Source organism: Mucilaginibacter sp. P2_D11 (genome assembly GCF_056404435.1).
Map to the genome: position 1 here is coordinate 65,035 of NZ_JBFUEA010000008.1, position 24,642 is coordinate 89,676.

Annotated in this window: 18 protein-coding genes; 15 read left to right on the forward strand and 3 right to left on the reverse strand. The window is 50.7% G+C overall.

The window, feature by feature from the left end:
• Window positions 1-2: 2 nt before the first annotated feature.
• Window positions 3-371, reverse strand: coding sequence for a VOC family protein (locus AC1DXC_RS13955; RefSeq protein WP_477459759.1), 369 nt, complete (start codon window positions 369-371; stop codon window positions 3-5).
• A gap of 777 nt (window positions 372-1,148) precedes the next feature.
• Here AC1DXC_RS13955 and AC1DXC_RS13960 point away from each other — a divergent pair.
• From AC1DXC_RS13960 to AC1DXC_RS14030, 15 genes are all read left to right on the forward strand, one after another.
• The gene (locus tag AC1DXC_RS13960; RefSeq protein WP_477459760.1) at window positions 1,149-2,177 is read left to right on the forward strand and encodes a LacI family DNA-binding transcriptional regulator; all 1,029 of its coding nucleotides are present in this window, start codon (window positions 1,149-1,151) and stop codon (window positions 2,175-2,177) included.
• Between the two features lie 265 nt (window positions 2,178-2,442).
• A complete protein-coding gene (locus AC1DXC_RS13965; protein WP_477459761.1) occupies window positions 2,443-5,451 on the forward strand; it encodes a SusC/RagA family TonB-linked outer membrane protein in 3,009 nt (1,002 codons plus the stop codon).
• Window positions 5,452-5,475: 24 nt separating this feature from the next.
• Window positions 5,476-6,993, forward strand: coding sequence for a RagB/SusD family nutrient uptake outer membrane protein (locus AC1DXC_RS13970; protein ID WP_477459762.1), 1,518 nt, complete (start codon window positions 5,476-5,478; stop codon window positions 6,991-6,993).
• A 35-nt stretch (window positions 6,994-7,028) separates the two neighbouring features.
• Entirely contained in the window at window positions 7,029-7,892 is an 864-nt protein-coding gene (locus AC1DXC_RS13975) for a PKD domain-containing protein (protein WP_477459763.1), read from the forward strand.
• 40 nt (window positions 7,893-7,932) lie between these two features.
• Entirely contained in the window at window positions 7,933-9,057 is a 1,125-nt protein-coding gene (locus AC1DXC_RS13980) for an acyltransferase family protein (protein WP_477459764.1), read from the forward strand.
• A gap of 14 nt (window positions 9,058-9,071) precedes the next feature.
• Window positions 9,072-10,619: a DUF4832 domain-containing protein gene (locus AC1DXC_RS13985; RefSeq protein ID WP_477459765.1), complete on the forward strand. Its 1,548-nt coding sequence runs from the start codon at window positions 9,072-9,074 to the stop codon at window positions 10,617-10,619.
• 63 nt (window positions 10,620-10,682) lie between these two features.
• Window positions 10,683-12,245: a glycoside hydrolase family 31 protein gene (locus AC1DXC_RS13990; protein WP_477459766.1), complete on the forward strand. Its 1,563-nt coding sequence runs from the start codon at window positions 10,683-10,685 to the stop codon at window positions 12,243-12,245.
• Between the two features lie 95 nt (window positions 12,246-12,340).
• The gene (locus tag AC1DXC_RS13995) at window positions 12,341-13,465 is read left to right on the forward strand and encodes a phosphotransferase enzyme family protein (RefSeq protein WP_477459767.1); all 1,125 of its coding nucleotides are present in this window, start codon (window positions 12,341-12,343) and stop codon (window positions 13,463-13,465) included.
• On the forward strand, window positions 13,465-14,124 hold the full coding sequence (locus AC1DXC_RS14000) for a carbohydrate-binding family 9-like protein (protein WP_477459768.1): 660 nt from the start codon (window positions 13,465-13,467) through the stop codon (window positions 14,122-14,124). Before AC1DXC_RS13995 ends, AC1DXC_RS14000 begins: the two co-directional genes overlap by 1 nt.
• 12 nt (window positions 14,125-14,136) lie before the next feature.
• Window positions 14,137-15,450: a sugar MFS transporter gene (locus AC1DXC_RS14005; RefSeq protein ID WP_477459769.1), complete on the forward strand. Its 1,314-nt coding sequence runs from the start codon at window positions 14,137-14,139 to the stop codon at window positions 15,448-15,450.
• 6 nt (window positions 15,451-15,456) lie between these two features.
• On the forward strand, window positions 15,457-16,806 hold the full coding sequence (locus tag AC1DXC_RS14010; RefSeq protein WP_477459770.1) for a Gfo/Idh/MocA family protein: 1,350 nt from the start codon (window positions 15,457-15,459) through the stop codon (window positions 16,804-16,806).
• Window positions 16,807-16,819: 13 nt separating this feature from the next.
• Window positions 16,820-17,851 (forward strand): UDP-glucose 4-epimerase GalE, encoded by a 1,032-nt coding sequence (gene galE, locus AC1DXC_RS14015; RefSeq protein ID WP_477459771.1) that lies wholly within the window; start codon window positions 16,820-16,822, stop codon window positions 17,849-17,851.
• Between the two features lies 1 nt (window position 17,852).
• Window positions 17,853-19,778: a glucosamine-6-phosphate deaminase gene (locus AC1DXC_RS14020; RefSeq protein ID WP_477459772.1), complete on the forward strand. Its 1,926-nt coding sequence runs from the start codon at window positions 17,853-17,855 to the stop codon at window positions 19,776-19,778.
• Between the two features lie 417 nt (window positions 19,779-20,195).
• On the forward strand, window positions 20,196-21,590 hold the full coding sequence (gene glmM / locus AC1DXC_RS14025; protein WP_477459773.1) for a phosphoglucosamine mutase: 1,395 nt from the start codon (window positions 20,196-20,198) through the stop codon (window positions 21,588-21,590).
• Between the two features lie 110 nt (window positions 21,591-21,700).
• Window positions 21,701-21,913: a putative quinol monooxygenase gene (locus tag AC1DXC_RS14030; RefSeq protein WP_477459774.1), complete on the forward strand. Its 213-nt coding sequence runs from the start codon at window positions 21,701-21,703 to the stop codon at window positions 21,911-21,913.
• A 66-nt stretch (window positions 21,914-21,979) separates the two neighbouring features.
• On the opposite strand, the gene AC1DXC_RS14035 is transcribed toward AC1DXC_RS14030, so the two are convergent.
• Together AC1DXC_RS14035 and AC1DXC_RS14040 are read right to left on the reverse strand one after the other, a co-directional pair.
• Complete coding sequence (locus AC1DXC_RS14035) at window positions 21,980-23,338, reverse strand: FGGY-family carbohydrate kinase (protein ID WP_477459775.1); 1,359 nt, start codon at window positions 23,336-23,338, stop codon at window positions 21,980-21,982.
• 12 nt (window positions 23,339-23,350) lie between these two features.
• A complete protein-coding gene (locus tag AC1DXC_RS14040) occupies window positions 23,351-24,625 on the reverse strand; it encodes a sugar isomerase (protein ID WP_477459776.1) in 1,275 nt (424 codons plus the stop codon).
• Between the last annotated feature and the right edge of the window lie 17 nt (window positions 24,626-24,642).

Below are 24,642 nucleotides of genomic sequence, written 5' to 3' on the forward strand. Positions count from 1 at the left end.
TTTTAGTTAGCACTGTAATCGCGTTCTTCTATCAATACCCAGCGGTTACCCGATGGGTCATTAAAGGCTGCGGCAATTCCTGCCACCGTGTATTCAGGTTCGCTCAGGAACTGTATGCCGATGTTTTTTAACTCGAAATGGTCCTTTAAAAAATCATGCGTATTGAGTACAACGGTGCTGCCGGCGATGCCATGGCCATCGCCTTCTATCACAATAAGTTCGGGACCTGCGTTGTCCCGGGTAAGTATAACACAGTCCCGCTGGCTCAACGTCTTTGTCCGTTTTAAAATCCGGAAGCCAAGTTTATTTGTACAAAAGTCTATTTCGCTGCTCATGCTGTCCGCATAAAGCGTAACGTATTTTAGTTCCATTCTTTGATCATTAAATTGAAAAGGGGGCTAGCCGTAGGGGACTATATCCCTTGGGCTTTAAAATTCAAATTCAAAATCGACGTAACACAGATATTTACAATGGGTTATGCATCAATTAGTTTAGGATCAGTAAATTTATTTTCAGTTAAATTAATTTCGGGGTGCAAAGATTAATAACTTTCCAATCCATTAAAAGCAGAATTGTGTTAATTATTGCTTAATAATTGATTGTATCTAATATTTTACAGCGCTTTTAACATGGTAGCTTAGCGCGCAGGCAGGGTGCCGCAGGGACAGTGAGAGGAGGCCGTATTACGACTGATGCCTGAGAAAAAGCGCATAGCGTGGAGACTCTTTATCGCCCCGGAACCAGGCTGGAATTTCCTGGAAAGCCACAGCTAAAATGTGTTCAATTATTGGAAAAAACTGGAAATGCTTTAGCAGGAATTTAGCTTATACAAGCCATTTTTATGCATAAAAGGCGTTTTTTTCAGTTTACCTAAAAAATATTCGACACCAATGAAAAACGCAGAAAAGCACCGAAAAACGCAGATTTTTTAAGGTTTTTTACGAAGTTTTTGTCAAGTGCCCGGGCGATTATCTCCGGGTTTACCCCATCACGGGCCGGTATCATTTTACAGATTTCCCCCGATTTTCTATAAAATAAAGTTGGACAAACGTGCCCGCCCGCGCTTGCCTTCCGGCTAAAATTTTTGCGCCGTTTGGCAAGTAATGCTATCTTAGAGCAATCGAGAGAGCAGGCTGCGGCTGAAACCAATGAACAAATTACCTACCATAAAAGAAATCGCAAAGCGGCTCAATGTATCGGTATCTACGGTATCGCGGGCACTGCGCGATCACCCCAGCATCGGCCTGGTGACCACCATGCGCGTGCAAAAGGTGGCCAAAGAGATTGGATATGAGGTAAACAGATCGGCCATTTACTTCAAAGAACGCAAAACCTATTCTATAGGGGTGGTATTGCCCAGCCTGTCGGAACCCTTCTTCTCCGCCGCGCTTACCGGGGTAGAGGATGCTGCCGAGGCCAATAACTATAACGTGATCATCGGGCAATCGCTGGAGAATTTTGAGCGCGAGAAGCGGATAGTGGAGAACATGAAAGACCATCGGGTAGATGGCATCCTGGTTTCGCTCACCAAAGAAACCTCCACTTACGATCATTTCGACAACCTCAAAAAGTATAATATCCCCGTCGTTTTTTTCGACAGGGTACCAAATAAACGTGATATCAATTATGTGGCCTGTAATCTGCATTCGGGTATGTTGCAGGCTATCAGCAAGTTGGTAAGCATGGGGCACAAGCGTATCGGGCTCATCAACGGCCCGGCAAAGCTTTCCGCCACCCGGCAGCGATTGCAGATATATGCCAGTTGCCTCAAAGAGAACCAGCTGGCGCTTGAGCAGGATATCATCGTATCCACCGACTTATCTAAAGCAGGCAACCTGAAGGCTATCCATAAACTTATCGCGTTGGACGAATCGCCCACGGCGGTTATCGTATTCAATGATTACGTTTTGCTGGATTGTATTGCCGCCGTTAAAGCCGCCGGCCTTGCGGTAAACAGCGATATCAGTTTTGTAAGTTTTGCCAACCTGCCCATTTGGGAATACATGGACAGCCTGCCGCTGGCCTCCATAGAACAGTTCGCTTACCGCCAGTCGTCAATGGCGGCAGAGTTCCTTTTCAAGCTCATCAACAACGCCGCAATCCCCGGCGCAGCCGAGCTCCCTTTGCTGCAACACATCATCGATTCGGAGATGGTGCTGTATCATTCTGCCAAATAAATCGTTGCTCAATCCCTCTTTTTGCAGGTTAATATTGCCGTCGAGACGCTTTTACGCAATAATTGTTGGTGTTTTGGACCGGCGCATGCATTTTACGCAAACGGTTGCGTGAAAATTACACAAACGTTTGCGTAAACCTGCGCAAACGGTTGCGCCCCTGCGCAGGCCCCCGGCCCACGGGAGGCACCCATACGTTAACAGTTTTTTTACCCCAACTTTACAAATACCAATCACTGTATTAATTATTTAAACAAACTCACGAGATATGATCAGAAAACTATTACTCATTTGTTGTTGTATCTTTTTGGGCACCCTGGGCAGCTTTGCCCAGGGCCAGAAAGTTACCGGCCGGGTTACGGCCTCGCGGGATGGATTGCCCATGCCCGGCGTAAACGTTTCTGTTAAAGGCGCGGGCAACGGCACCGTTACTAACGTAAACGGCGAGTTCACGCTAAGTGTGCCAAACGGCGCACCAACCCTGTTGGTTAGCTTTGTGGGCTATCTGCCCAAACAGGTAAACGTCACCGCAGGGCAAACCAACGTTGCCATTACGCTCGACGAAGACGTGCAGGTACTTAACGATGTTGTTGTAGTAGGTTACAGCAGCAAAAAGCGAGACGAGCTTACCAGCGCCGTTACAGTGGTATCGGCCAATAAGCTTAAGGATGTTACGGCAAACAACATCGGTACCATGCTACAGGGCAAGGTTGCCGGTTTGCAGGTGGTGAACAGCTCAGGCGCGCCGGGTTCTGCGCCCGAGATAAGGCTGCGCGGCGTATCATCTGTAAACGCCAACCAAAGCCCGCTGTTTGTGGTAGATGGCATCATAGGGGGTAACTACGACCCTAACGATGTGGAAAGCATCACCGTACTGAAGGATGCGGCTTCTACCGCGCTTTACGGTTCGCAGGCTAATGCAGGCGTTATCATCGTAACTACCAAAAAGGCCAAACAGGGCGAAACTAAGTTCGAAGCCAAGGTGTCTACCGGTTTCCGCACGGCCGATTTCGGTAAGTTGGACCTGATGAACAGCAACGAGCTTTACGACTACCAGAAAGAATTTTACCGCGATTACATCGTTGGCGCTACCGACAACTCTTATAAGATAGACCTCATTAAGTTCTATTCGGAAAGGCCGCAGTCATTGCGCAACCAGGATTACGACTGGGCGGGCGAATCGTTTAAGTCTGCACCGATATATAATTTCTACCTCTCCGCCTCGGGCCGTACCGAAAAGAACGACTACTACGTGGGCGCATCATATTATAAAGAGAAAGGTACTTTCCTCAATACCGATTTCCAGCGCATCAACCTGCGTGCGAATTCTACCTACCATTTCTCGAAAAAGTTGGATATCACCAACAATATCAACCTCAGTGGCGCTATGGGCAAAAGCTACGATTATATGGATGTGTATTACTCCTTCCTTAACCTGCCCTGGGATAACCCTTACGATGCCGCCGGCAACCCTATTTATGTAGACGGCAACTCGTCGTTCAAATGGTGGTCGCGCGATAAGATAAACCCTATCAATACCGTACAGAACTCCGAACATAGCTATAAAGGCTTCGACCTTAACTACGACCTCGGCATCAACTACCGCATTACCAACTGGCTTACTTTTGCCAGCACCAACAGGGTAGCGGCAGGCTTCAACAAAGGCGTAAACTATGTATCGCCGGTTGCAGCAGGTACTTACCACGGCACAGGGTATATCGATGAAGCGAACACGCTCAACTACGGCATCGTATCTAACCAGTTGCTTAAGTTCGATTTCCGCCTGGGCGACCACTCCATCAGCGGCTTCGCTGGTGCAGCTTTCGAGGGCGGGCAAACCGAATACTCGGGCGCATCGGGAAAGGGCTTGCCGGAGGGCCTGAGGGTGCTCAACGTAGTATCGAATAACCAATTGGTAAACGGCTCTAATAACAAAGCCTACCTGCAATCGTTGCTGTCGCAGCTTAACTATGGTTATAAAGACAAGTACTTCCTGTCAGCCTCGTTCAGGTACGATGGTTCATCGGCTTTTGCGCCAAGCAAGCAATACGGCGCGTTCCCATCGGTATCAGCCGCATGGCTGGTAAGCAAAGAAGATTTCCTGGCCGATAACAGCATCATCAGCAACCTTAAATTAAGAGCCAGCTACGGTGTAACCGGTACACAGGATATCGGCTCGTCGCGCTATCTGGGCCTGTACTCGCTTACCACGCAGTATAACTCGCTGGTTGGCGCCGTACCTTACCAACTGGCCAGCCCAACCCTTACCTGGGAGAGCAAGCACCAGATAAACGTAGGTGCCGATATAGGCCTGTTTAAACGCGTTAACCTTACGGTTGATGTTTACCGTAACAATACCAAGAACCTGTTGCTGCAGGTATCGCAGCCACTATCCGTAGGTTTCGAAACCAAATGGGAGAACGCGGGTAACGTAATCAATAAAGGTATCGAAGTAGGCATCAGCTCTGCCAATATCCAAACCAAAGATTTTGAGTGGAACACCGATTTTACCATCAACTTCAACAGCAATAAACTTTACGGCCTGCCGGCAGATATCGTAAAAACCGGCTCGTGGAGCATATCGCAGATATACCGCAACGGTGGCAACCTGTACGAGTTTTACATGCCTAAATGGCTGGGCGTAGATGCGCAGACAGGCGCGCCGGTTTGGGAAAAACTGATATACAATGCCGAAGGCAAAGCCGTAGCCAGCGAAAAAACGTCTGATTATTCGCAAGCCACTACACAGGAAGTTGGCTCGGCCCTGCCAAAATTCCAGGGAGGTTTCAACAACAGCTGGCGCTACAAAAACTTTGGCCTGCGCGTAAGCACCTATTTCAACTACGGCAACAAAGTGTTCAGCAACAACCTGCGTTTTATGATGAACGATGGCCACGAACCATACTACAACCAGATAAAACTGCCCGCCGGCAGCAAGATATGGAGCGGTCCCGGCGATACGCAGGCCACCGAACCGAGCCCGCAAAACTCGGCCAACTCTACCGAAACCTCTACCCGTTACCTTAAAAACGGCAGTTATTTCACCATCAGGAATATTGCGTTGAACTACACGCTGCCAAAGACCTGGGCCAAAAGTATCAATATGGATGGTATAACCGTTGGCCTTACGGCCGATAATGTGGCAACTTTCTCCAACTTTTTGGGGCAGGACCCTCAGACCACCATACAGCCGGGTAGCTTTGCCACCCCGGGCGTGTCAGATTTCAAGTATCCTAACAACCGCCAGTATCTGTTCACCGTTAACTTTAACTTTTAAACAGGCTGCTTAGCACGTAACAATATGAAAACAAAGATAACCACGCTGATCACCATAGCCCTCATAGCGGCAACCAGCTGTAAGAAATTAGAGGTTGCCCCCAGCGATGCCATAAGCACCGGCACCCTGGTAACCACTACCGACGGGCTTACCAATGCCCTTAACGGCGCTTACGCCCTGCTTAAAGACCACATAGAATTCAACGGTACGGTTGACCAGAATAACATGTACCTGCGCCAGTTTTACCACCTGAGCGACTTCGCGAGCGACGATATCGTTTGCGGCCAGGTAACTACAGACCCACTGTACTACAGCTTTACGCTGGGACATTCGCCCGCACAGGGCAATACACGCTACTTCTGGTACGTATCGTACAAAATTATCACCGGCGTAAACACCGTGATAGATGCGGTAGAAAAATCGGGCAAGACGGATGCCGCAACCAACCAGCTGCTGGGCGAGTGCTACTTTTTGCGCGCATTTTGCCACTTTAACCTGGTAAGGCTCTTCGGTAAACCCTACAGCGTAGACCCAACTGCTCCCGGCGTAATACTGCGGACCAACCTAACCGACGAATCGCAAAAGGCACGCTCTACCGTAAAAGAAGTTTACGATGCCGTTACAGCCGATGCCGAGAAAGCAGCCTCGCTGATGACTCAACCACGCGGCGTGCAATACGCATCGCAGGAAGCTGCATGGGCATTGCTGGCACGCGTAAATATCTATAAAGAAGATAACGCCAAAGCTTTGGAGTACGCCAATAAAGTAATCAACTCGGGCAAGTTCCAGCTGGCTACGAAAACTACTTATCCAAGCCTGTTTGCCAATGCTAAAACAAGCCCGGAAGTAATTTTCTGCGTAGCCTTTACCCAGACCGACGATTACGGCAAATTCGGCTCTATCGCATCCATGATTTACTCAGACGGTAACTCCGGCTGGGGAGAGGAATACGCTTCTTCTTCGCTGCGCGATTTAATGTCGGCCCACCCCGAAGATGTGCGCTGGGCGTATATATCCGCTGCAAAAGATGGCGCGGGCGTGGTACAGAAAAAGAACGGTATCGAAATGTACTACATCACCAAATTCTCGTTCCAGGATGGCAGGCCTAACCTTAGTTCGCCTATTATGTTCAGGCTGGCCGAGATGTACCTCATCAAAGCAGAATCTGAAGCCAAAACCGGTGCCATCGCAGCAGCATTGGACGATGTGGATATGATACGCAAGAACCGCGGCCTGGAAGGTGCACTGTACAACAAAGTGCTGCCCGGCGGCAAAACCGCGCTGGATGTGGTACTGGACGAGAAACGTATTGAGATGGCTTTTGAAGGCCAGCGTACTTACGATGTGTACCGCAACAAGCGCTCGTTGGATAAAACGTATTGGGGCTACCATATTGCCGGCTTAAAAGAAACCGATATCGACCTGAGCAAAAAACCAACGGGTTATGCCAACCTTACGGTGCCTTATACCAACGCCAGGATAATTTATTACCTGCCGGTTGATGAGATATTGAGCAACCCTAAAGCCACGCAAAATCCATAAATTACGATAACAGGAATCAAAAAATATATACTGAAATGAAAAGTATCAAAACGCATTTATGCCTGATGTGCCTAGCCCTGGCAGGTACATTCATAAGCTCCTGTAAAAAGGATAATTACGTACCACAGACCGATTTGGCTTACGACGTAACGGTTGATGGCAGCACGGCCACCTTTAAGGTAACCACCACCGGCGTAAGCAACTATAAATGGGATTTTGGCGACGGCACCACTTCTACAGATGCCAGCCCTACCCACACTTACCCGGGCAAAGGCAAATATGTGCCTACGCTTACCGCATCGGTAAACGGCAAAACGGCCGAATCATCAACCGTGCTGCGTATTGCCAAAACATCGCCGGTAAAGATTGATGACGGCACCCTGGCCGATTGGACCACCGTAACCAAGTTCGTTGTGCCATTGGGCAGCAAGAAGGGCATCTTCCAGAACGTTAAGTTCGATTACGACGGCAACTATATTTACCTGTACGGCGAAATGGCCGGCCAAAAAGCCGATGCCAATATCTTCGACATCTACATGGATTCTGACAACGATGCCGGTACGGGTCTGCTTACCGGTACATTCACCGGTGGCGGCTACGATATACTGCTCGAAGGGCAATTGCTTACCTCTGGCGTGGATATATTTTACCATACGGGTGCGCAAACTGCGTTTTCTTTCGATCAGCAGTCGATAGCCGAAGCCTATACTGTGGGCACGGTAAAAGATGAAGGCGGCTCGGTGAAGTTTGAAGTACGCATAGCACGCGGCAAGCTGAAAGGCCTGACCGGCTCGGGCTTACGTATTGCTTTACAGGCTATCAAAAACGACTGGAGTGTAGTACTGGGCGATGCACCTGACGAAGGTGGCGACAGCTACTTCCTGGATATGAGCGAATAAGCAAGCAGGCAAAAAGAGATATACACCCGGCACCGAAAGAATGACCACCAACGCAATTGCTGATAAAGCGGCAAACGGCCGCCTTGCATCCCTTGATGTGATGCGCGGCTGCATCATGATACTGCTCTGCGGCGAAAGCTGCGCGGTTTACGAAGCGATAAAGCACGTTAACCCCGCGCAGCCTGCCACAGGCCTTATCAATCAGTTTTTCCATCACCCGTGGCATGGCCTGCGTTTTTGGGATCTGGTGCAACCTGCGTTTATGTTTATGGCGGGTGCCGCTATGTATATCTCCTACAGCCGCAAGGCGCAAAAGGGCATCAGCGCGGGCAGTAATTTAAAGCATGTGTTGCTGCGCTGCCTGCGCCTGTTCATCTGCGGCGTGGCATTGCATTGCGTTTATGCAGGTCGCCCGGTGTGGGAGCTTTGGAATGTGCTTACGCAGCTATCCTTCACCACGCTGCTGGCTTACCTCATCATCAACCGTTCTTTTACATTTCAGGCGGGTTTTTCGGTAGCGCTATTAGTGCTTACCGAAGTGCTTTACCGCACCATACTGATGCCGGGCTTTGACCAGCCCTTTGTGGAGGGCCACAATTTCGGTTCGTATATGGATACCCTGCTGATGGGCAAGATAAATACCGACGGCTGGGTGGCCATCAATTGTATACCTACCGCGGCGCATACCATCTGGGGCGTGCTGGCGGGCAAGCTGCTGATATCGGCCCAAACACCTGCGTATAAGATAAAAGCGCTGGTAATTGCCGGGCTGCTTTGCCTCGCCATCGGATTCGGGTTGGATTGGGCAGGCATAACGCCTATCATCAAACGCACCAGCACCAGTTCGTTCGCATTTGCTTCGGGCGGTTGGGTGCTGCTGATGCTTGCCGCAACCTACTGGCTGGTAGATGTGAAGCAATACAAACGCTACGCCTGGGTAGCCACCGTAGTGGGCATGAACGCTATCTTCATCTACCTGTTTTTCGAAACGGTGGGGGTGCAATGGGTAAACCATGCGGTGAGCATATTCAGCGGGCAAATGCTTAGCCTGTTATTCGGCCTGCCTGCGGGCATAGCGGCTCTGGTGTCTGCTTTGGCGACATTACTGGCCGAGTGGGGCCTGTGTTACTGGCTGTATAAACGCGGCATTTTTTTCAAACTTTAAAAAACATTCAGATAATGATCAAACAACTCACACGATATGGTATGGCTGTTATTGCAATGGCAACGTTGCTGGCGCCATCGTGCAAAGATACCGACCCCGGCCTGGTAAAGGTGGAGAAGATAAACGTTACCTACGCCGAAAGCACCGAGGATTTCCCCAACCCCGAGCGCGGCTTCTACCGCTATTCTGAAACGCATTCCAGCAGTTATACTTTGCTGAACGTGGATGAACTGAAGGGCTACCGCTCGCTGGAATCTATCGAAACGGCTAATTATAAAGTGTTGAGCACGCTGGTGTTCCGCTACTACGTGCTGGATGATGTGCTGAGTAAACCCATCGCCGCATCGTTTTTGGATAACCTGGGCAAGGATTTTGCCATTGCCCGCAGCGCAGGCGTAAAGCTTATCCCACGCTTTGTTTATACCACTACGGCAAAACCGGGCGGTTGCGCAGAGGGCTTTATCTGTCCGCTTTACGGCGATGCGCCTAAAACCATTATCCTTAACCACATTGCGCAACTGAAACCTGTACTGCAGGCCAATGCGGATGTTATTGCCGCAGTGCAATTGGGTTTCATTGGCGTTTGGGGTGAGCAATACTATTCAGATTTTTTTGGCGATGCGTCATCCAACGCAACCCAAGGCAAGCTTACAGATGCCAACTGGAACGATAGGATAGAGGTGATAAAAGCCATGCTGGATGCCGTACCATCCGATAGGATGGTACAGGTGCGCTACCCGCAGATAAAACAGCGCTTCATCTTCGGCGTAAACGCGTTGATTACTTCCCCGGCGCTTACCGAGAGCCAGGCCTTCAACCAATCGGATATTGCACGCCTGGCCTATCACAACGATTGCCTGCTGGCCAGCAGTAACGATTTTGGCACTTACGAAGATTACGGCAACAGCTCCAGTCCGCGCAGTTCTGATGGCGGTGTGCTGAAAACACTGAAGGATTATTTTAAAGCCGACAGCAAATTTGTGGCCGTAGGCGGCGAAACCTGTTCAGACGGGTACAGCCCCACCAACGATTGCGAACCCGGCGGCCAGGTACAGGCCGAACTGGCCGCGCTGCATTATAGCTTCATCAACGCCCATTACAATACCGAGGTGACCAACGATTGGCAGGACGGCGGCTGTATGGACAACGTAAAACGCAACCTAGGCTACCGCTTTGTGCTGAAAAGCGCCGTGCTGCCCGACAACGTGGTACACGGCACCAAAATGGAGCTAACGCTGAACATCACCAACAAAGGCTACGCATCGCCGTATAACAAGCGTACAGCTAAATTGCTGTTGCGTAATAAGGCAACCGGCGATATCAAATCGTTCGACCTGGCTTCTGATGTGCGCAAATGGTACAGTGGCGACAACAAGATTATCGAAAGCATAGCAATACCTGCAGATATGGCCGCAGGCGATTACGAAATGCTGCTGAGCCTGCCCGATGCTTATGCAAGCATAGCTGCCCGCCCCGAGTATAGCATCCGCCTTGCCAATGCCGATGTTTGGGAGGCTGCAACGGGCTACAACAAGCTGAACCACACCATAAAAGTTAACTGATAGCGCCCTGAGATGATAAGTGTTTTAAGAAAGCGATTCTTCCTGATATTGGCGTGTTGCCTTTTGGCCGTACAACTGCAAGCCCAAACCACCATCCTGATAAAAGATGGCGAGAAATGGTTTGGCGGTGCGGTGAACGATGCCCACCTGATGCCATTTAAAGATGGCTACAGCCTGAACATGTTTGGCGATACGCGCGGCAACCAGGCCGCACCCTTGCTGGTATCTACCAAGGGTCGTTTTATATGGAGCGAAGAGCCCTTTAAGTTCACCTTCGCAGAAGGTAAGCTGGTGATAAGCAATGCTAAGGCCGCGCTGGTTATCGATTCAACGGCAACCAACCTGCGCGGTGCTGCGGCCAATGCCTCCAAGCGGTTTTTCCCCGCGAAGGGAAAATTGCCCGATACCTTGCTGTTCAGTCGCCCGCAGTACAATACCTGGATAGAGCTTACCTACAACCAAAACCAGGCTGATGTATTGAAATATGCGCGGGCCATAGTAGATAACGGTTTCCCTCCGGGCGTGTTGATGATTGACGATAACTGGGCCGATTATTATGGCCGTTTCGATTTCAGGAAGGACCGCTTCAGCAACGCTGCCGCAATGGTGGATACCCTGCACAGCCTGGGCTTTAAAGTGATGCTTTGGATAAGTCCTTTGGTATCGCCGGATACCGAGGTTTTCAGGGAATTGCTCGATAAGAAACTGCTGCTGTTAAGCAATAACCAGAATGTGACCGCTACCGGCGATAAAACCGATAAGCCCGCAATCATCCCTTGGTGGAACGGCTATAGCTCGGTACTTGATTTTACCAATCCTGAAGCGAGAGCCTGGTTTACCGGAAGATTGGCTTATATGCAAAAAACCTATCATTTGGATGGTTTTAAGCTTGATGCCGGCGATGCCGACTTCTATCCGCCCGATGCCTTGTCCTTCGCATCTGCAACGCCCAACGAGCAAAGCAGATTATGGGGCGAGATTGGCCTCTCTTTCCCGCTGAACGAGTACCGCGCCATGTGGAAAATGGGCGGCGAGCCGCTGGTAGAACGCCTGCGCGATAAACAGCACACCTGGACAGATTTGCAGAAACTCATCCCGCACATAACCACCGCCAGCTTGCTGGGTTACCAGTTCACCTGCCCCGATATGATTGGCGGCGGCGAGTTCGGTTCCTTCCGCGATGGCGGTAAGCTTGACGAGGAACTCATCGTACGCTCGGCCCAATGCTCTGCCTTGATGCCGATGATGCAATTTTCGGTAGCGCCATGGCGGGTATTGAGCAAGCAGAATCTTGATATCGTAAAGCAAGCCGTAGCACTGAGGCAAAAGTACGTGCCCTACATATTGCAGCTGGCCAAACAGGCAGCCACTACGGGTGCACCCATCGTGCGCAGCATGGAATATGAGTTCCCCGGTCAGGGTTTTGTTGATGTGAAAGGGCAGTTTATGCTCGGCAGCAAGTACCTGGTTGCCCCGGTGCTGGCTAAAGACGGGCAAAAATTAATTAAGCTGCCCAAAGGCACATGGAAAGACGATAAGGGAAGTATATTTAAAGGTCCGTTAACATTAACGCAACAGGTTGGCCTCGAGCGCCTGCCTGTTTACCAATTAATAAACAAAAAATAACCGGCGGGCTTTAGGCCATCCGGATATCATTATAGAAACAAAAATTGCCAAAGGAGGGCTTGCCCCTTTTGGCTGGCAAAAAACACCATACATAAGTGCAAATTGTTAACAAAATAGCAGAGGTAGTGGCCAACTTCAAATGTTCGGCCGTGGTAGATTCGGCCCGTAATTATGGGTCGGGGCATATCAACGATACCTTTTTCCTCAAAAACGCCACATCTACAGGGCCCGATTACCTGTTGCAGCGCATCAATCACCACATCTTTACCAATGTAGAGAAGCTCACCGATAACATGCGCAAGGTAACCGGGCACTTAAAGGACAAGCTGGCCCAAAGCGGCTCCGGCGACCCGCTGAAAGAGGTAATGACCCTGATCCCCGCTACCGACGGCCGTTTTTACTACCGTGACAGCGCCGGCGATTACTGGCGCATGTTTTACTTTTTAGGCGATACCAAAAGCTACGACGTAGTATCTACGCCAACGCAGGCCTACGAGGGCGGCAAGGCATTCGGCAAGTTCCAGTACATGCTATCGGATATTGCGCCGGGCGAGATATTTGAGGTGATACCCAATTTCCACAACATACAATACCGCTTGCAGCAATTGAGCGAAGCCGTTGCCAATGATGCAGCGTGGCCCTTATCTTCGGTTGCTGCGGAGCTGGATATCGTAACGAAGTACGCCGAATCAATGCAATACTTCCAACAGGCAGAACAGGTGGCCGCATTGCCCAAACGCGTTATCCATAACGATACCAAATTCAACAACGTGCTGCTGGATAGCAACGATAAAGCCCAGTGCGTTATCGATCTGGAGACGGTGATGGACGGGTACGTAGCCTATGATTTTGGTGATGCCATACGCACCATTATCAATACCAGCACCGAAGACGAAGCCGATTTGGATAAGATACAGCTGAATATGCCTTTGTTCGAGGCCTACGTAAAAGGCTACCTAACCGAAGCGTCGAAGTTTTTGACCGAAGCAGAGGTTGAGTCGCTGATGAAAGGTGCTTTGCTGCTGCCCTTTATGCAGGCGGTGCGTTTCCTTACCGACCATATCAACGGCGATGTGTATTTCAAAACCAAATTCCCTGGGCATAACCTGCAGCGGGCCAGGGCGCAGTTCAGGCTTTTTCAGTTGCTTAACGATAAGGCAATCGCGATGCACCAAATGATATTAACCGAAATAGAAAGCTTAAGCCCCGCAAAAAACTGATGGATACGCTGGTAGATACATCGATACCCTGGCTTGCCGGCTTAGATGCAGCATCGCCGGAGATACTTTCGGTCCATCTGGACGAGGTGAGCCGCCACCGTATTGCCCATTTGCCATGGGGCGCAACGGGCAGTACGCCCAAGGCCTCGTTTGCCATTGCGCACGATAGCGAGAACATCTTCCTGAAGTTTTATGTGCAGGAGCAACATCTTAAAGCAGATTACACCCAATACAACGACCCGGTTTACGAGGATAGCTGCGTGGAGTTTTTCATCGCTTTTGAAGATGATAATCGCTACTACAACCTCGAATTTAACTATATAGGCACCTGCATGATGATGTATGGCGAGGGCAGAGACGGGCGCACGTTCATCCCCGCTGAGGTGCTGAAAAGCATCCGCAAGCAATCTGTAATCAAAAACGAATCGGGCGAAGATGCTTATTGGGAACTTACCCTAAGCATCCCTGCTTCGGTTTTTATTTATCACCCCGGCATATCTTTATGCCAGATAAAGCCCCGGGTAAACTTCTACAAATGCGGCGACGGGCTGCCACAGCCCCACTTCCTGTGCTGGAGCAGGGTAGAAGCCCCTGAGCCTGATTTCCACCAAAGCGCGTTTTTCAGGGCAGTAACTTTCGGTAAATGCCCAAAAGCTTAACCCAACAAACCCATGCAAACAACAACTTCAACCAGCATACAAAAGAAACCGCGCCTTAGTCCGGTAGTCATCATCGGTATGCTGTTTTTTATATTCGGGTTCATCACCTGGCTCAATTCAGTGCTCATCCCATACCTTAAGCTGGCCTGCGAACTCAACAACGCAGAAGCCTACCTCGTTACCACCGCTTTTTATATCTCGTACTTCGTTATGGCCATCCCCTCGGGACGCATCCTCAAAGCCATTGGCTATAAAAAAGGCATGCCTGTAGGCCTCGCCGTAATGGCGGTAGGGGCGCTTATTTTTATACCGGCCGCGCTCAGTCGTTTTTATGGCTTGTTTTTGTTCGGCCTGTTCGTGCAGGGTTCGGGGCTGGCTTTGCTGCAAACGGCATCAAACCCTTACATCACCATATTGGGGCCGCCAGAGAGTGCCGCGCAGCGCATCAGCATTATGGGCATCTGTAATAAAGTGGCGGGGGCCCTTGCCCCGGTTATACTGGGCGCCGTGGCCCTTAAAAATGCCGACGGCTTAAAAGCAAGGATAGCCGGTATGGCCGTAGCCGCCAAAAATGCCGAGCTGGACCAGCTGGCGCAAAGGGTAATCGTCCCCTACATCATCATCTTTGTGGTGTTGATCATATTGGCAGTGGTCATCTACCGCTCCGGGTTACCCGAGGTAGATACTGATCAGGAGGACGAAAGCACCGCCCAAAGCAACTCCGGCAAAACCAGTATCATGCAGTTCCCGCACCTGTTGCTGGGTGTAGTTACGCTTTTCTTTTACGTTGGCGTAGAGGTTATAGCGGGCGACACCATCATCAATTATGGCAACAGCCAGGCTATCCCGCTGGAAACGGCCAAATTCTTCACCAGTTGTACACTGGCTTGCATGCTTATCGGCTACGTCGTGGGTATATTATGCATCCCCAAATACTTCAGCCAGGAAACGGCCATGAAGCTATCTGCCGGACTGGGGCTGGTGCTTTCGGTAGCCGTAATATTGACGCATGGCTATGTATCGGTGTTATGCGTGGCTTTGCTGGGGCTGGCCAATTCCCTGGTATGGCCATCCATTTGGCCCATGGCATTAGCGGGTTTGGGCAGGTTTACCAAAATCGGTTCCTCGCTGCTTATCATGGGTATTGCGGGCGGTGCCATAGTGCCGCTGGGCTACGGTGCGCTGGCGGATTGGCTGGGCAGCACCCATGCTTATATCATCCTGATACCATCATATCTTATTATATTGTACTACAGTTTTTGGGGGCATAAACTCAGGAAACCCGTAGTACGCTTACTGGACAATTACAATCATCAATTAAACTAAAATTATATGGATCGTAGAGATTTTGTTAAGAGCAGTGCCACAGGCATAGCGGGTTTAACAATTTTACCTTCGGGTATTTTATTTGGCAAGAACGCCGACAAAGTAAGGCTGGGTTATATAGGCGTTGGCCTGCGCGGCCGCAACCACATAGGCGAGGGCCTGCTGCGCGATGATGTAGAGATCGTAGCCATTTGCGATATACAGGAAAGCTCACTTAAGTACTGCCGTGCGCAGTTCGTAAAAGCCGGCAAAAAACTCCCGGCAGAGTACACCGGCGGGCTGGATGCCTATAAAAAACTGCTGGAGCGCAAGGACATAGACGGCGTTATCATAGCCACGCCATGGCAGTTTCATAAAGACCAGGCCATAGATGCCATGCGCGCCGGCAAATACGTGGGCTGCGAGGTAATTGCCGGTATAACCGAAAAAGACCACTGGGATATACTGAAAGCACACGAAGAAACCAAAATGCCTTACATGACGCTGGAGAACGTATGTTACCGCCGCGATGTAATGGCCGTTTTGAATATGGTGCGCCAGAACCTCTTCGGCGAGATTGTGCACCTGGAAGGCGGCTACCAGCACGACCTGCGCGGCATATTATTCAACGATGGCAAAAGCTTCAACGGCAAAGGCGGCGAGTTTGGACCTAACACCATGGGCGAGGCGCAATGGCGCACGCAATGGAACATAGACCGTGACGGCGATATTTACCCCACCCACGGCGCCGGCCCGGTAATGAATTATGTAGATATCAACCGCGGCAACCGCTTTACCAACCTGGTATCGTTCTCCTCCAAATCACGGGGGCTGAATACCTATATCGAAAAGGTTTCGCCGGGGAACAAAAATGCCAAAATCAACTTCAAAAACGGCGACGTTACCACCACCATGATCAATTGCGCCAATGGTGAAACCGTAATGCTTAGCCACGATACACACCTGCCAAGGCCATATTCGCTGGGCTTTAGGGTGCAGGGCACCGAGGGCTTATGGATGGATGTGAACAACGCCATCTATATCGACGGCAAATCGGCCAAGGACGATTTGTGGGACAGGGCCGACACCTGGCTGGAGAAATACGACCACCCGCTTTGGAAAAAGAACGAACATCTGGCAGAAGGCGCTGGCCACGGCGGCATGGACTGGTTTGTGTTCAACGCTTTCGTAGAATCGGTTAAGCAAAAGAAACAAACACCAATAGATGTGTACGATTCGCTTACCATGAGTGTGATTACGCCGCTGTCAGAAAAATCGCTGAAAGAAGGCAATGCACCGCAGAAGTTCCCTGATTTTACGCGTGGCAAATGGAAGGATCGTAAAAATACTTTTGCCCTGGACGATAGCGGATTCTAAAAAACAGACAGACATGAAGACCAAAATATTGGTAACCGGTGGACTTGGTTATATAGGTTCCCACACGGTAGTGGAATTGCTATGCGCCGGCTACGAGCCCGTAATAGTTGATAACCTGAGCAATTCGCGCATCGGGATACTGGACCAGATAGAGAAAATAAGCGGCGTAAGGCCGGCTTTCCACTACATCGACCTCTGCAACGAATGGCAACTGGCCCAACTGATTGCCGATAATGAAGACATAACAGGCGTTATCCATTTTGCGGCCCACAAAGCGGTTGGAGAATCAGTAGCCGAGCCGCTGAAGTATTACCGCAACAACTTCGATTCGCTGCTCAATGTGCTGAAGGTATTCGAGGGCAGGCGGCTCAACCTGGTGTTTTCATCATCCTGCACCGTTTACGGCCAGCCGGATGAATTGCCCGTGAACGAAGCCGCGCCGGTAAAAAAGGCCGAATCGCCCTATGGCAATACCAAGCAAGTAGCCGAAGAAATGCTGCAGGATATTGCCGCTGCCGATAGCCTTAAACGCATCATCTCGCTGCGGTACTTTAACCCGGTGGGCGCGCATGCTTCGGCATTGATAGGCGAACTGCCATCGGGTGTGCCCCAAAACCTGGTACCTTATGTAACCCAAAGCGCAGCAGGTAAACGCGGCCCCGTCACGGTCTTCGGCGATGATTACGATACGCCCGACGGTAGCTGCATCCGCGATTACATACATGTGGTAGACCTTGCTGCGGCGCATATCGCTGCCCTTAAACTGCTCGAAAAACAGGAGGGTAGTTCCAACTACGATGTATTCAATATAGGCACCGGCACCGGTTATACCGTATTGGAACTGATACGCGCCTTTGAGGAAAATACCGGGGTAAAGCTCAATTACCGCATTGGTCCGCGCCGCGCCGGCGATATCGTAAAAGTATGGGGCGATGTGCGCAAATCAACTCAGCAACTGGGCTGGCAGGCCAAACATGGCATAGATGAAATGATGCGCTCTGCCTGGGCCTGGGAACAATATTTACAAACCAACGATATAAAATAATATGCTGCTGAACCTGCTCGAAGAAACACGCTACGAGAAAATACCCGTTACCATATACGATAACGATGCCCTTGCCAGTAGTGATGTGGCGGCACGAATCGCAACTATCATCAGGCAAAAACAAGCCGAAGGAAAGCAGGCCGTGCTTGGCCTCGCCACCGGCATATCGCCCGTAAAAGTGTACCGCGAACTGATACGTTTGCACCGCGAGGAAGGCCTCAGCTTTAAAAACGTGGTAACCTTTAACCTGGACGAATATTACCCCATACAGCCGGATGCAGGGCAAAGCTACGTGCGGTTTATGAAAGAACAACTGTTCGACCATGTAGACATCGATATGGGCAACGTCAACATCCCGGATGGCACGCTTGCTGAGAAAGATGTCCCTGCCTTTTGCTTGGCCTACGAGCAAAAGATAAACAGCTACGGCGGCATAGATGTGCAGCTATTGGGCATTGGCCGCACCGGTCACATCGGCTTTAACGAGCCCGGCTCGGCACCCAATTCGGGTACCCGGCTGGTAACCCTTAATGAGCTTACCCGCCGCGATGCCTCTAAAGATTTCGGCGGTAAGGAGAATGTGCCCACCAAAGCCATTACCATGGGTATAGGCACCATTTATAAAGCAAGGGAAATTATCCTGCTGGCCTGGAGCGGTAAGAAAGCGGCCATTATACGCAAGGCTGTGGAGGGCGAGCAAACGGCTGATGTGCCTGCCACTTACCTGCAGGGCTCGGCCAATGCGCAATTCGTAACAGATACCGAGGCCGCCGCCGCGCTTACCCGCTTTGATACGCCCTGGCTGGTGAAAGATTGCGTTTGGAGCGATGCGCTCATCAAAAAGGCAGTGATATGGCTGGCCGGGCAGGTAGACAAGCCCATCCTGAAACTTACCGAGGCCGATTATAACAACAATGGCATGGCGCAGCTGGCTACGGCCTTTGGCCCGGTTTACAATATCAACATCAGCATATTCAACCAGTTGCAGCACACCATTACCGGCTGGCCCGGGGGCAAGCCGGGTGCAGACGACAGCCAGCGACCCGAGCGTGCCGAACCTGCGGTAAAGCGGTCGATTGTATTTTCGCCCCACCCGGATGATGATGTCATATCTATGGGTGGTACCTTCATACGCCTGGCCGACCAGGGGCACGAGGTGCACGTGGCCTACCAAACATCGGGCAATACGGCAGTTTGGGACGAAGAAGTGCTTCGCTACATAGAGTTTGCCATGGATTTTGCCCGCTCGCAAGGACAGGATGCCGCTTATCTGGCAGACTTGTACAGCAGCATGTCGGCCTTCTTTAAAAGCAAGCAGCCCAATCAAAGCGATACCGAGGCTATACGCACGGTAAAGGGCCTGGTGCGCAAAGGCGAGGCCATAGCCGGTGCACGCCTTGCCGGCCTGCCCGACCCACGCATCCACTTTATGGACCTGCCTTTTTACGACCGCAGCAAATTCGACAAAAACGTGTCGTACGAAGACGACATCAACCAAACTATGCAGTTGCTGCGCGAGGTAAAGCCGCAGCAGATATTCACCGCCGGCGATTTTGCCGACCCGCACGGCACGCATAAAGTATGCTTCGAGATTCTCCTCGAGGCTTTCAACCGGCTGCGCGGCATGGGCGAAGCATGGACCGGAGATTGCTGGATATGGCTTTACCGCGGTGCCTGGCACGAGTTTGAGATACACGAGATAGAGATGGCTGTGCCGCTGTCGCCGCAGGAGGTGATACGCAAGCGGCTGGCGATATTCAAACACCAATCGCAAAAAGATGTACCGGTGTTCCCCGGTGACGATGCGCGCGAATTTTGGGTGAGGGCAGAGCAGCGCACGCAGGAAACTGCCCGCATGTACAACAAACTCGGCTTGGCCGAATATGAAGCCATCGAAGCTTTTGTGCGATGGAAATTTAACGATTAATAGCTACGACAACGTGGTTTGCCTGAGGTAGAGTTGCGCCGTAGGTGCAAAATGTCGGTAGAAAACAAATAGCATACAATTTAGCGTGCCGTTAGGTACGCAATATCGCGGGTTTCGTACCGATGGCCAATGTTATTAAGGTAAGGGTGGCAACCTCGTAGAGGTTAAAGCTTTGTAGAAAAACATAGAAAAGGTAAGACAACGCCGTAGGTGTTGAACCCCATTTTGTTGAGTACCTACGGCACTCATCGTTTTGGGGGGTGGTTTGCTACAAAGCTTTCACCCCTATGGGGCGCCAAAATTGCTTAAATAATGACGTTAACCTAACGGTACGATTTTGTTTTGCACATTGATATGATACCGACGTCGAACCCTAAGGGGTTCTTGATAAACAACATTAACACATACAATAAAACAATGACACTTATCAAATCAATATCAGGCATACGCGGTACCATTGGCGGTGCGGCAGGTGAGGGCCTTACGCCGCTGGATATCGTAAAATTTACTTCGGCCTTTGGCAGTTGGGCGGTAAAGCGCTCGGGCATCAAAAAAATAGTGTTGGGCCGCGATGCGCGTATCTCGGGCCAGATGGCCAATAACCTGGTAATCGGAACACTACAAGGCTTGGGCATCGACGTAATAGACCTTGGTTTATCCACCACACCAACGGTAGAGGTAGCCGTGCCCGATGAACGGGCAGCGGGCGGCATTATCCTCACCGCAAGCCATAACCCCAAAGAATGGAATGCGCTTAAACTGCTGAACGCCAAAGGCGAGTTTATTAGCGATGCCGACGGCAAAGAAGTGCTGGAAATTGCCGAAGCCAGCGACTTTACTTATGCTGATGTTGACCACCTGGGCAAAGTAACGGCTGATGATAGCTACCTGCAAAAACATATTGATAAGATACTGGCCTTGCCATTGGTAGATAAAGAAGCCATAGCACAAGCCGGGTTCAGCATCGCGATAGATTGCGTAAACTCTACGGGCGGCATATTCGTGCCGGCTTTGCTGAAGGCCTTGGGCGTGGATACCATCCATGAGCTTTATTGCGAACCCAACGGCCATTTCCCCCATAACCCCGAGCCGTTGCCCGAGAACCTGGTGGCCCTATCGGAAGAAGTGCTGAAGACGAAAGCCCACCTGGGCATAGCGGTAGACCCGGATGTAGACCGGCTTTGCTTTGTGTGCGAAGACGGCAGCATGTTCGGCGAAGAATACACGCTGGTAGCTGTGGCCGATTATGTATTGCAGCATACCAAGGGCAACGCGGTATCAAACCTGTCCAGTACCCGTGCCCTGCGCGATGTTACCGAACAGGCGGGCGGCGAATACCACGCCGCAGCCGTAGGCGAGGTAAACGTGGTAAACAAAATGAAAGAAGTTGGCGCTGTTATTGGCGGCGAAGGCAATGGCGGGGTAATATACCCCGAGTTACATTATGGCCGCGACGCGCTGGCGGGTATCGCCCTGTTCCTTACGCATCTGGCCAAATCGGATAAAACGATATCAGCATTGCGCAGTAGTTATCCCAATTACCATATCTCCAAAAACAAAATTACGCTAACCCCGGAGATGGATATCGACGGCCTGCTGCTGAAAGTAAAGGAACAGTATAAGCACCAACCGCATAGCACCATCGATGGCCTGAAGATTGAGTTTGGCAAAGCCTGGCTGCACCTGCGCAAATCGAACACCGAACCTATCATCCGCGTCTATTCCGAAGCCGCAACCGCCGAACAAGCCGACCGCCTCGCGATGGACATGAATGACACGGTGAATAGCATCATAGCTGGCCAGGCGGTTTAATAGCCTAATATCAGGTAATTTGCAGTAAATGAGGATGTTAAGTGTTCACGCTGCGCCGCGTGAACAGCGTGAACACTTGCAATGTCTTCTTAATCAGGTCTTTGTGAATTATGGAATGGTGTCAATATCTTGTCACCACCTACAAGGTGAACCAAAGCCAGTCAGATGCCAACACTATTAAATTTATATTATTTGAAGCCTATAATAGCGAGGCGGCAGTAGCCGTACACCGGGCTTCGGAACATTTTCAAACGATAGTGCTGGGCCGGATTGTGCCGATGCTGGAGGCGCGCGAAGTAACGTTGGCTACGCCACTGGTTTAATAAATGCTTGTTTATGAAAAGGCTGCCTTGTTTTGCGACAGAGCGGCCTTTTATTTGTAAGCAGGTTTATAATTCCATCCCCTGGCTTGCCGAGTAATATTTCAGTTCGATGATATCGTTGGGGATGGGTTTGGTGTTCCATTTTTTATGGAGTACCAGCGCTGCGCCGAGGGCCGATGCCTGGGCCATGGATGCCGCGAAAACTTCAATATGCGGGAAAGCCAGGGCCAGCAAGTTCATGAATATGCTGTTTTTGCTGAATCCCCCATCTACGAATATCCTTTTCACCGGCGCATCTGTAAACACCAGCGAGGTGGCATATATTTGCGCCCTTACCAAATCTGCAATTAGTTGGTGATAGGCTTCGCCTTGGTCAGCGAATGTCGACAGGTCGCGCTCCGCGAAGCTGGTATCGATATTTATCCGTGATTTGAGCTTGCTCATCATATCCCTGTCGAAAGGCAAGGATTTAAAGATGAGCGCATCGCAATGAAAATGTTCTGCTATGCGTTTTACCTGCTGCTCGTGCTCGAAGCCCGAGAAAAGCCGGGATGCCATTACCGGTTTGCCCTGGTAATCGAGGTAGCTGAGGCAATCCTGCTTAAGCATTTCGGCGGTCAATGGCGCATGGTTGAAAGGGTTAAGGCTGATGCACCAGGTGCCGGTAGATATCAGCACGAATGGCTCAGTAAAGTTTACCAGGTAGGGGATAAGCGCGGCAGAACTATCGTGCAGGCCGGTGCCTATGGCATAATTGCTGCCCGGCGATAGGGCGGGGTAAGTTTTATTAGTAGCCTCGACGGGGGCAAGCTTGGCTATGATGCCTTCCTGTTGCACCCATTCGTGGTAGCGGTTCTGTTCAAAATCCCAAAGGGCGGTATGGCAGCCTATGCTGGTCAGGTCGCTACAGTATTCGCCGGTGAGCAAAAAGCTGAGGTATTGCGGCAGGTGCAGGGCATATTTGATATCCTTGTACAGGTCGGGCTGCTCGTCCCTCAAACGGTACAATTGCAGCCCCGAATTAAGGTTGCCCAGAGGTGGGGAGGCGGTTTGCACGCTGAATGGCTCTTCGCCGCCGTATTTGGCATAAAGCTTACTGTCCAACCCGTTGGGATATGGCTTCAGGTAATTGTACAAAGGGCATTTGGGCAGCCCATCCTGACCAATCATCACAAAGCTTGCTCCGTATGCCGAAAAATTAATGGCCTTTACCAGGAATTCTTTCTGCCTGAATATCTCGGTAAGCGAATCGAAAAGCGATAGTCGCAGGCTCTCGATATTCTCGCAGGGAAAACCGTCCTCGTCTGCCGTTTCGGTAAAACGGGCCGTGCGCTCGAACACGATGCGGTAATCCTCGTCGAAAAGGAACAGCTTCTTATTGGTTTTCCCAACATCAAATACGGCTATAACCGGCGTTGCGCTCATATGCTGTGGTTTTTATAAGCCGGTAGCAACCGTTTTTAAGCCGCGTTGTGCGATTAGTTGTTCCCTCACTTTCAGCTTCCTGAAAGTTGCCAATGGATCCAGCGAACCGCCGTTTGCCAGGGATGCCTCAGCAATCAGGGGCCTTACATCGGTACGGTAAGCGGCTTGCAATACCTCCTGCGCCAGGGCCACGTCGTTGCTTTGCTGTGCGGCTTGCAGAGCAGCTTTATCAACCAATAAAGCCTGTGCGTAGGCTATTTTTATAGCCTGTACCGATTGCAGCAGGTCCTCTATCGGGTCCTTCACGTTATGCGATGCATCTATCATCCAACCGATGCCGGTGGCGTGGTCCATGCCACGGGCATCAAGGCCCTCAACCAGTTCGTTGAATATCAGGAACAGCTGGTAAGGGTTGATGCTACCTACGGTAAGGTCATCGTCGCCGTATTTAGAATCATTGAAGTGGAAGCCGGCCAGTTTACCTTCCATCAGCAAAATAGAAACGATTTGCTCAATATTGGTGCCCTGCAAATGGTGGCCCAAATCAACCAATGTACTTGCTTTTGGCCCTAATTTAGATGCCAGCAGGTACGATTGCCCCCAATCGCCGATGGTGGTAGAGTAGAAATTCGGCTCATAGGGTTTGTATTCTACCCATACTTTCCAGTCATCAGGCAGGCCGGCATAAATCTGCTGCAGGCTCTCCAGCGTGTTTTGGAACGCTCCCCTGAAGTTGAGTTGCCCCGGGAAGTTGGACCCGTCAGACAGCCAAACCGATAAGGCTTTCGACCCCAGCTCCACGCCGTATTTTACCACTTGCAGGTTATGTTCTACGGCTTGCTGCCTCACGGCTTTATCTACATGGTGTAGCGAGCCAAATTTATAGCTATGCTGCTGGCTGGTCTGATCCTGGAAGGTATTGGAATTCACGGCATCGAAATGCAGGCCCAGTTGCGCTGCAAGAGCTTTTATGGCGGCTGCGTTATCCGGGATATCCCAGGGGATGTGCAGGGAAATGGAATTGCTCGATTTGTTGAGGGCGTGTATCAGCCCCACGTCTTCCAGTTTTTCTTCCAGGCTGCGCGGCTCGCCGCCCCCGCTGAACCTGCCGAAACGCGTACCGCCCGTGCCCAGTGCCCAGCTGGGTATGGCCACGTTAAAGGCCTTTAATTTGGTTAATACGCTATCAAGGCCGTCGATATCGGCGGTAACATGCTCAAAATTACGGCTGTGTTTTTTTAATAATTGATGGTTATGCTCATCAATTAAATGCTTCTCTAATTGCATTTTCGGTTTATTTTATA

What these genes read in the sequence shown, in the direction of transcription:
- glmM (WP_477459773.1), top strand. Translation starts at nt 20,196, where the DNA reads ATGACACTTATCAAATCAATATCAGGCATACGCGGTACCATTGGCGGT.
- AC1DXC_RS13970 (WP_477459762.1), top strand. Translation starts at nt 5,476, where the DNA reads ATGAAAACAAAGATAACCACGCTGATCACCATAGCCCTCATAGCGGCA.
- AC1DXC_RS14020 (WP_477459772.1), top strand. Translation starts at nt 17,853, where the DNA reads ATGCTGCTGAACCTGCTCGAAGAAACACGCTACGAGAAAATACCCGTT.
- AC1DXC_RS14010 (WP_477459770.1), top strand. Translation starts at nt 15,457, where the DNA reads ATGGATCGTAGAGATTTTGTTAAGAGCAGTGCCACAGGCATAGCGGGT.
- AC1DXC_RS13960 (WP_477459760.1), top strand. Translation starts at nt 1,149, where the DNA reads ATGAACAAATTACCTACCATAAAAGAAATCGCAAAGCGGCTCAATGTA.
- AC1DXC_RS14035 (WP_477459775.1), bottom strand. Translation starts at nt 23,338, where the DNA reads ATGAGCGCAACGCCGGTTATAGCCGTATTTGATGTTGGGAAAACCAAT.
- AC1DXC_RS13955 (WP_477459759.1), bottom strand. Translation starts at nt 371, where the DNA reads ATGGAACTAAAATACGTTACGCTTTATGCGGACAGCATGAGCAGCGAA.
- AC1DXC_RS13985 (WP_477459765.1), top strand. Translation starts at nt 9,072, where the DNA reads ATGATCAAACAACTCACACGATATGGTATGGCTGTTATTGCAATGGCA.
- AC1DXC_RS14005 (WP_477459769.1), top strand. Translation starts at nt 14,137, where the DNA reads ATGCAAACAACAACTTCAACCAGCATACAAAAGAAACCGCGCCTTAGT.
- AC1DXC_RS13975 (WP_477459763.1), top strand. Translation starts at nt 7,029, where the DNA reads ATGAAAAGTATCAAAACGCATTTATGCCTGATGTGCCTAGCCCTGGCA.
- AC1DXC_RS14030 (WP_477459774.1), top strand. Translation starts at nt 21,701, where the DNA reads ATGGAATGGTGTCAATATCTTGTCACCACCTACAAGGTGAACCAAAGC.
- AC1DXC_RS13965 (WP_477459761.1), top strand. Translation starts at nt 2,443, where the DNA reads ATGATCAGAAAACTATTACTCATTTGTTGTTGTATCTTTTTGGGCACC.
- AC1DXC_RS14000 (WP_477459768.1), top strand. Translation starts at nt 13,465, where the DNA reads ATGGATACGCTGGTAGATACATCGATACCCTGGCTTGCCGGCTTAGAT.
- AC1DXC_RS14040 (WP_477459776.1), bottom strand. Translation starts at nt 24,625, where the DNA reads ATGCAATTAGAGAAGCATTTAATTGATGAGCATAACCATCAATTATTA.
- AC1DXC_RS13980 (WP_477459764.1), top strand. Translation starts at nt 7,933, where the DNA reads ATGACCACCAACGCAATTGCTGATAAAGCGGCAAACGGCCGCCTTGCA.
- galE (WP_477459771.1), top strand. Translation starts at nt 16,820, where the DNA reads ATGAAGACCAAAATATTGGTAACCGGTGGACTTGGTTATATAGGTTCC.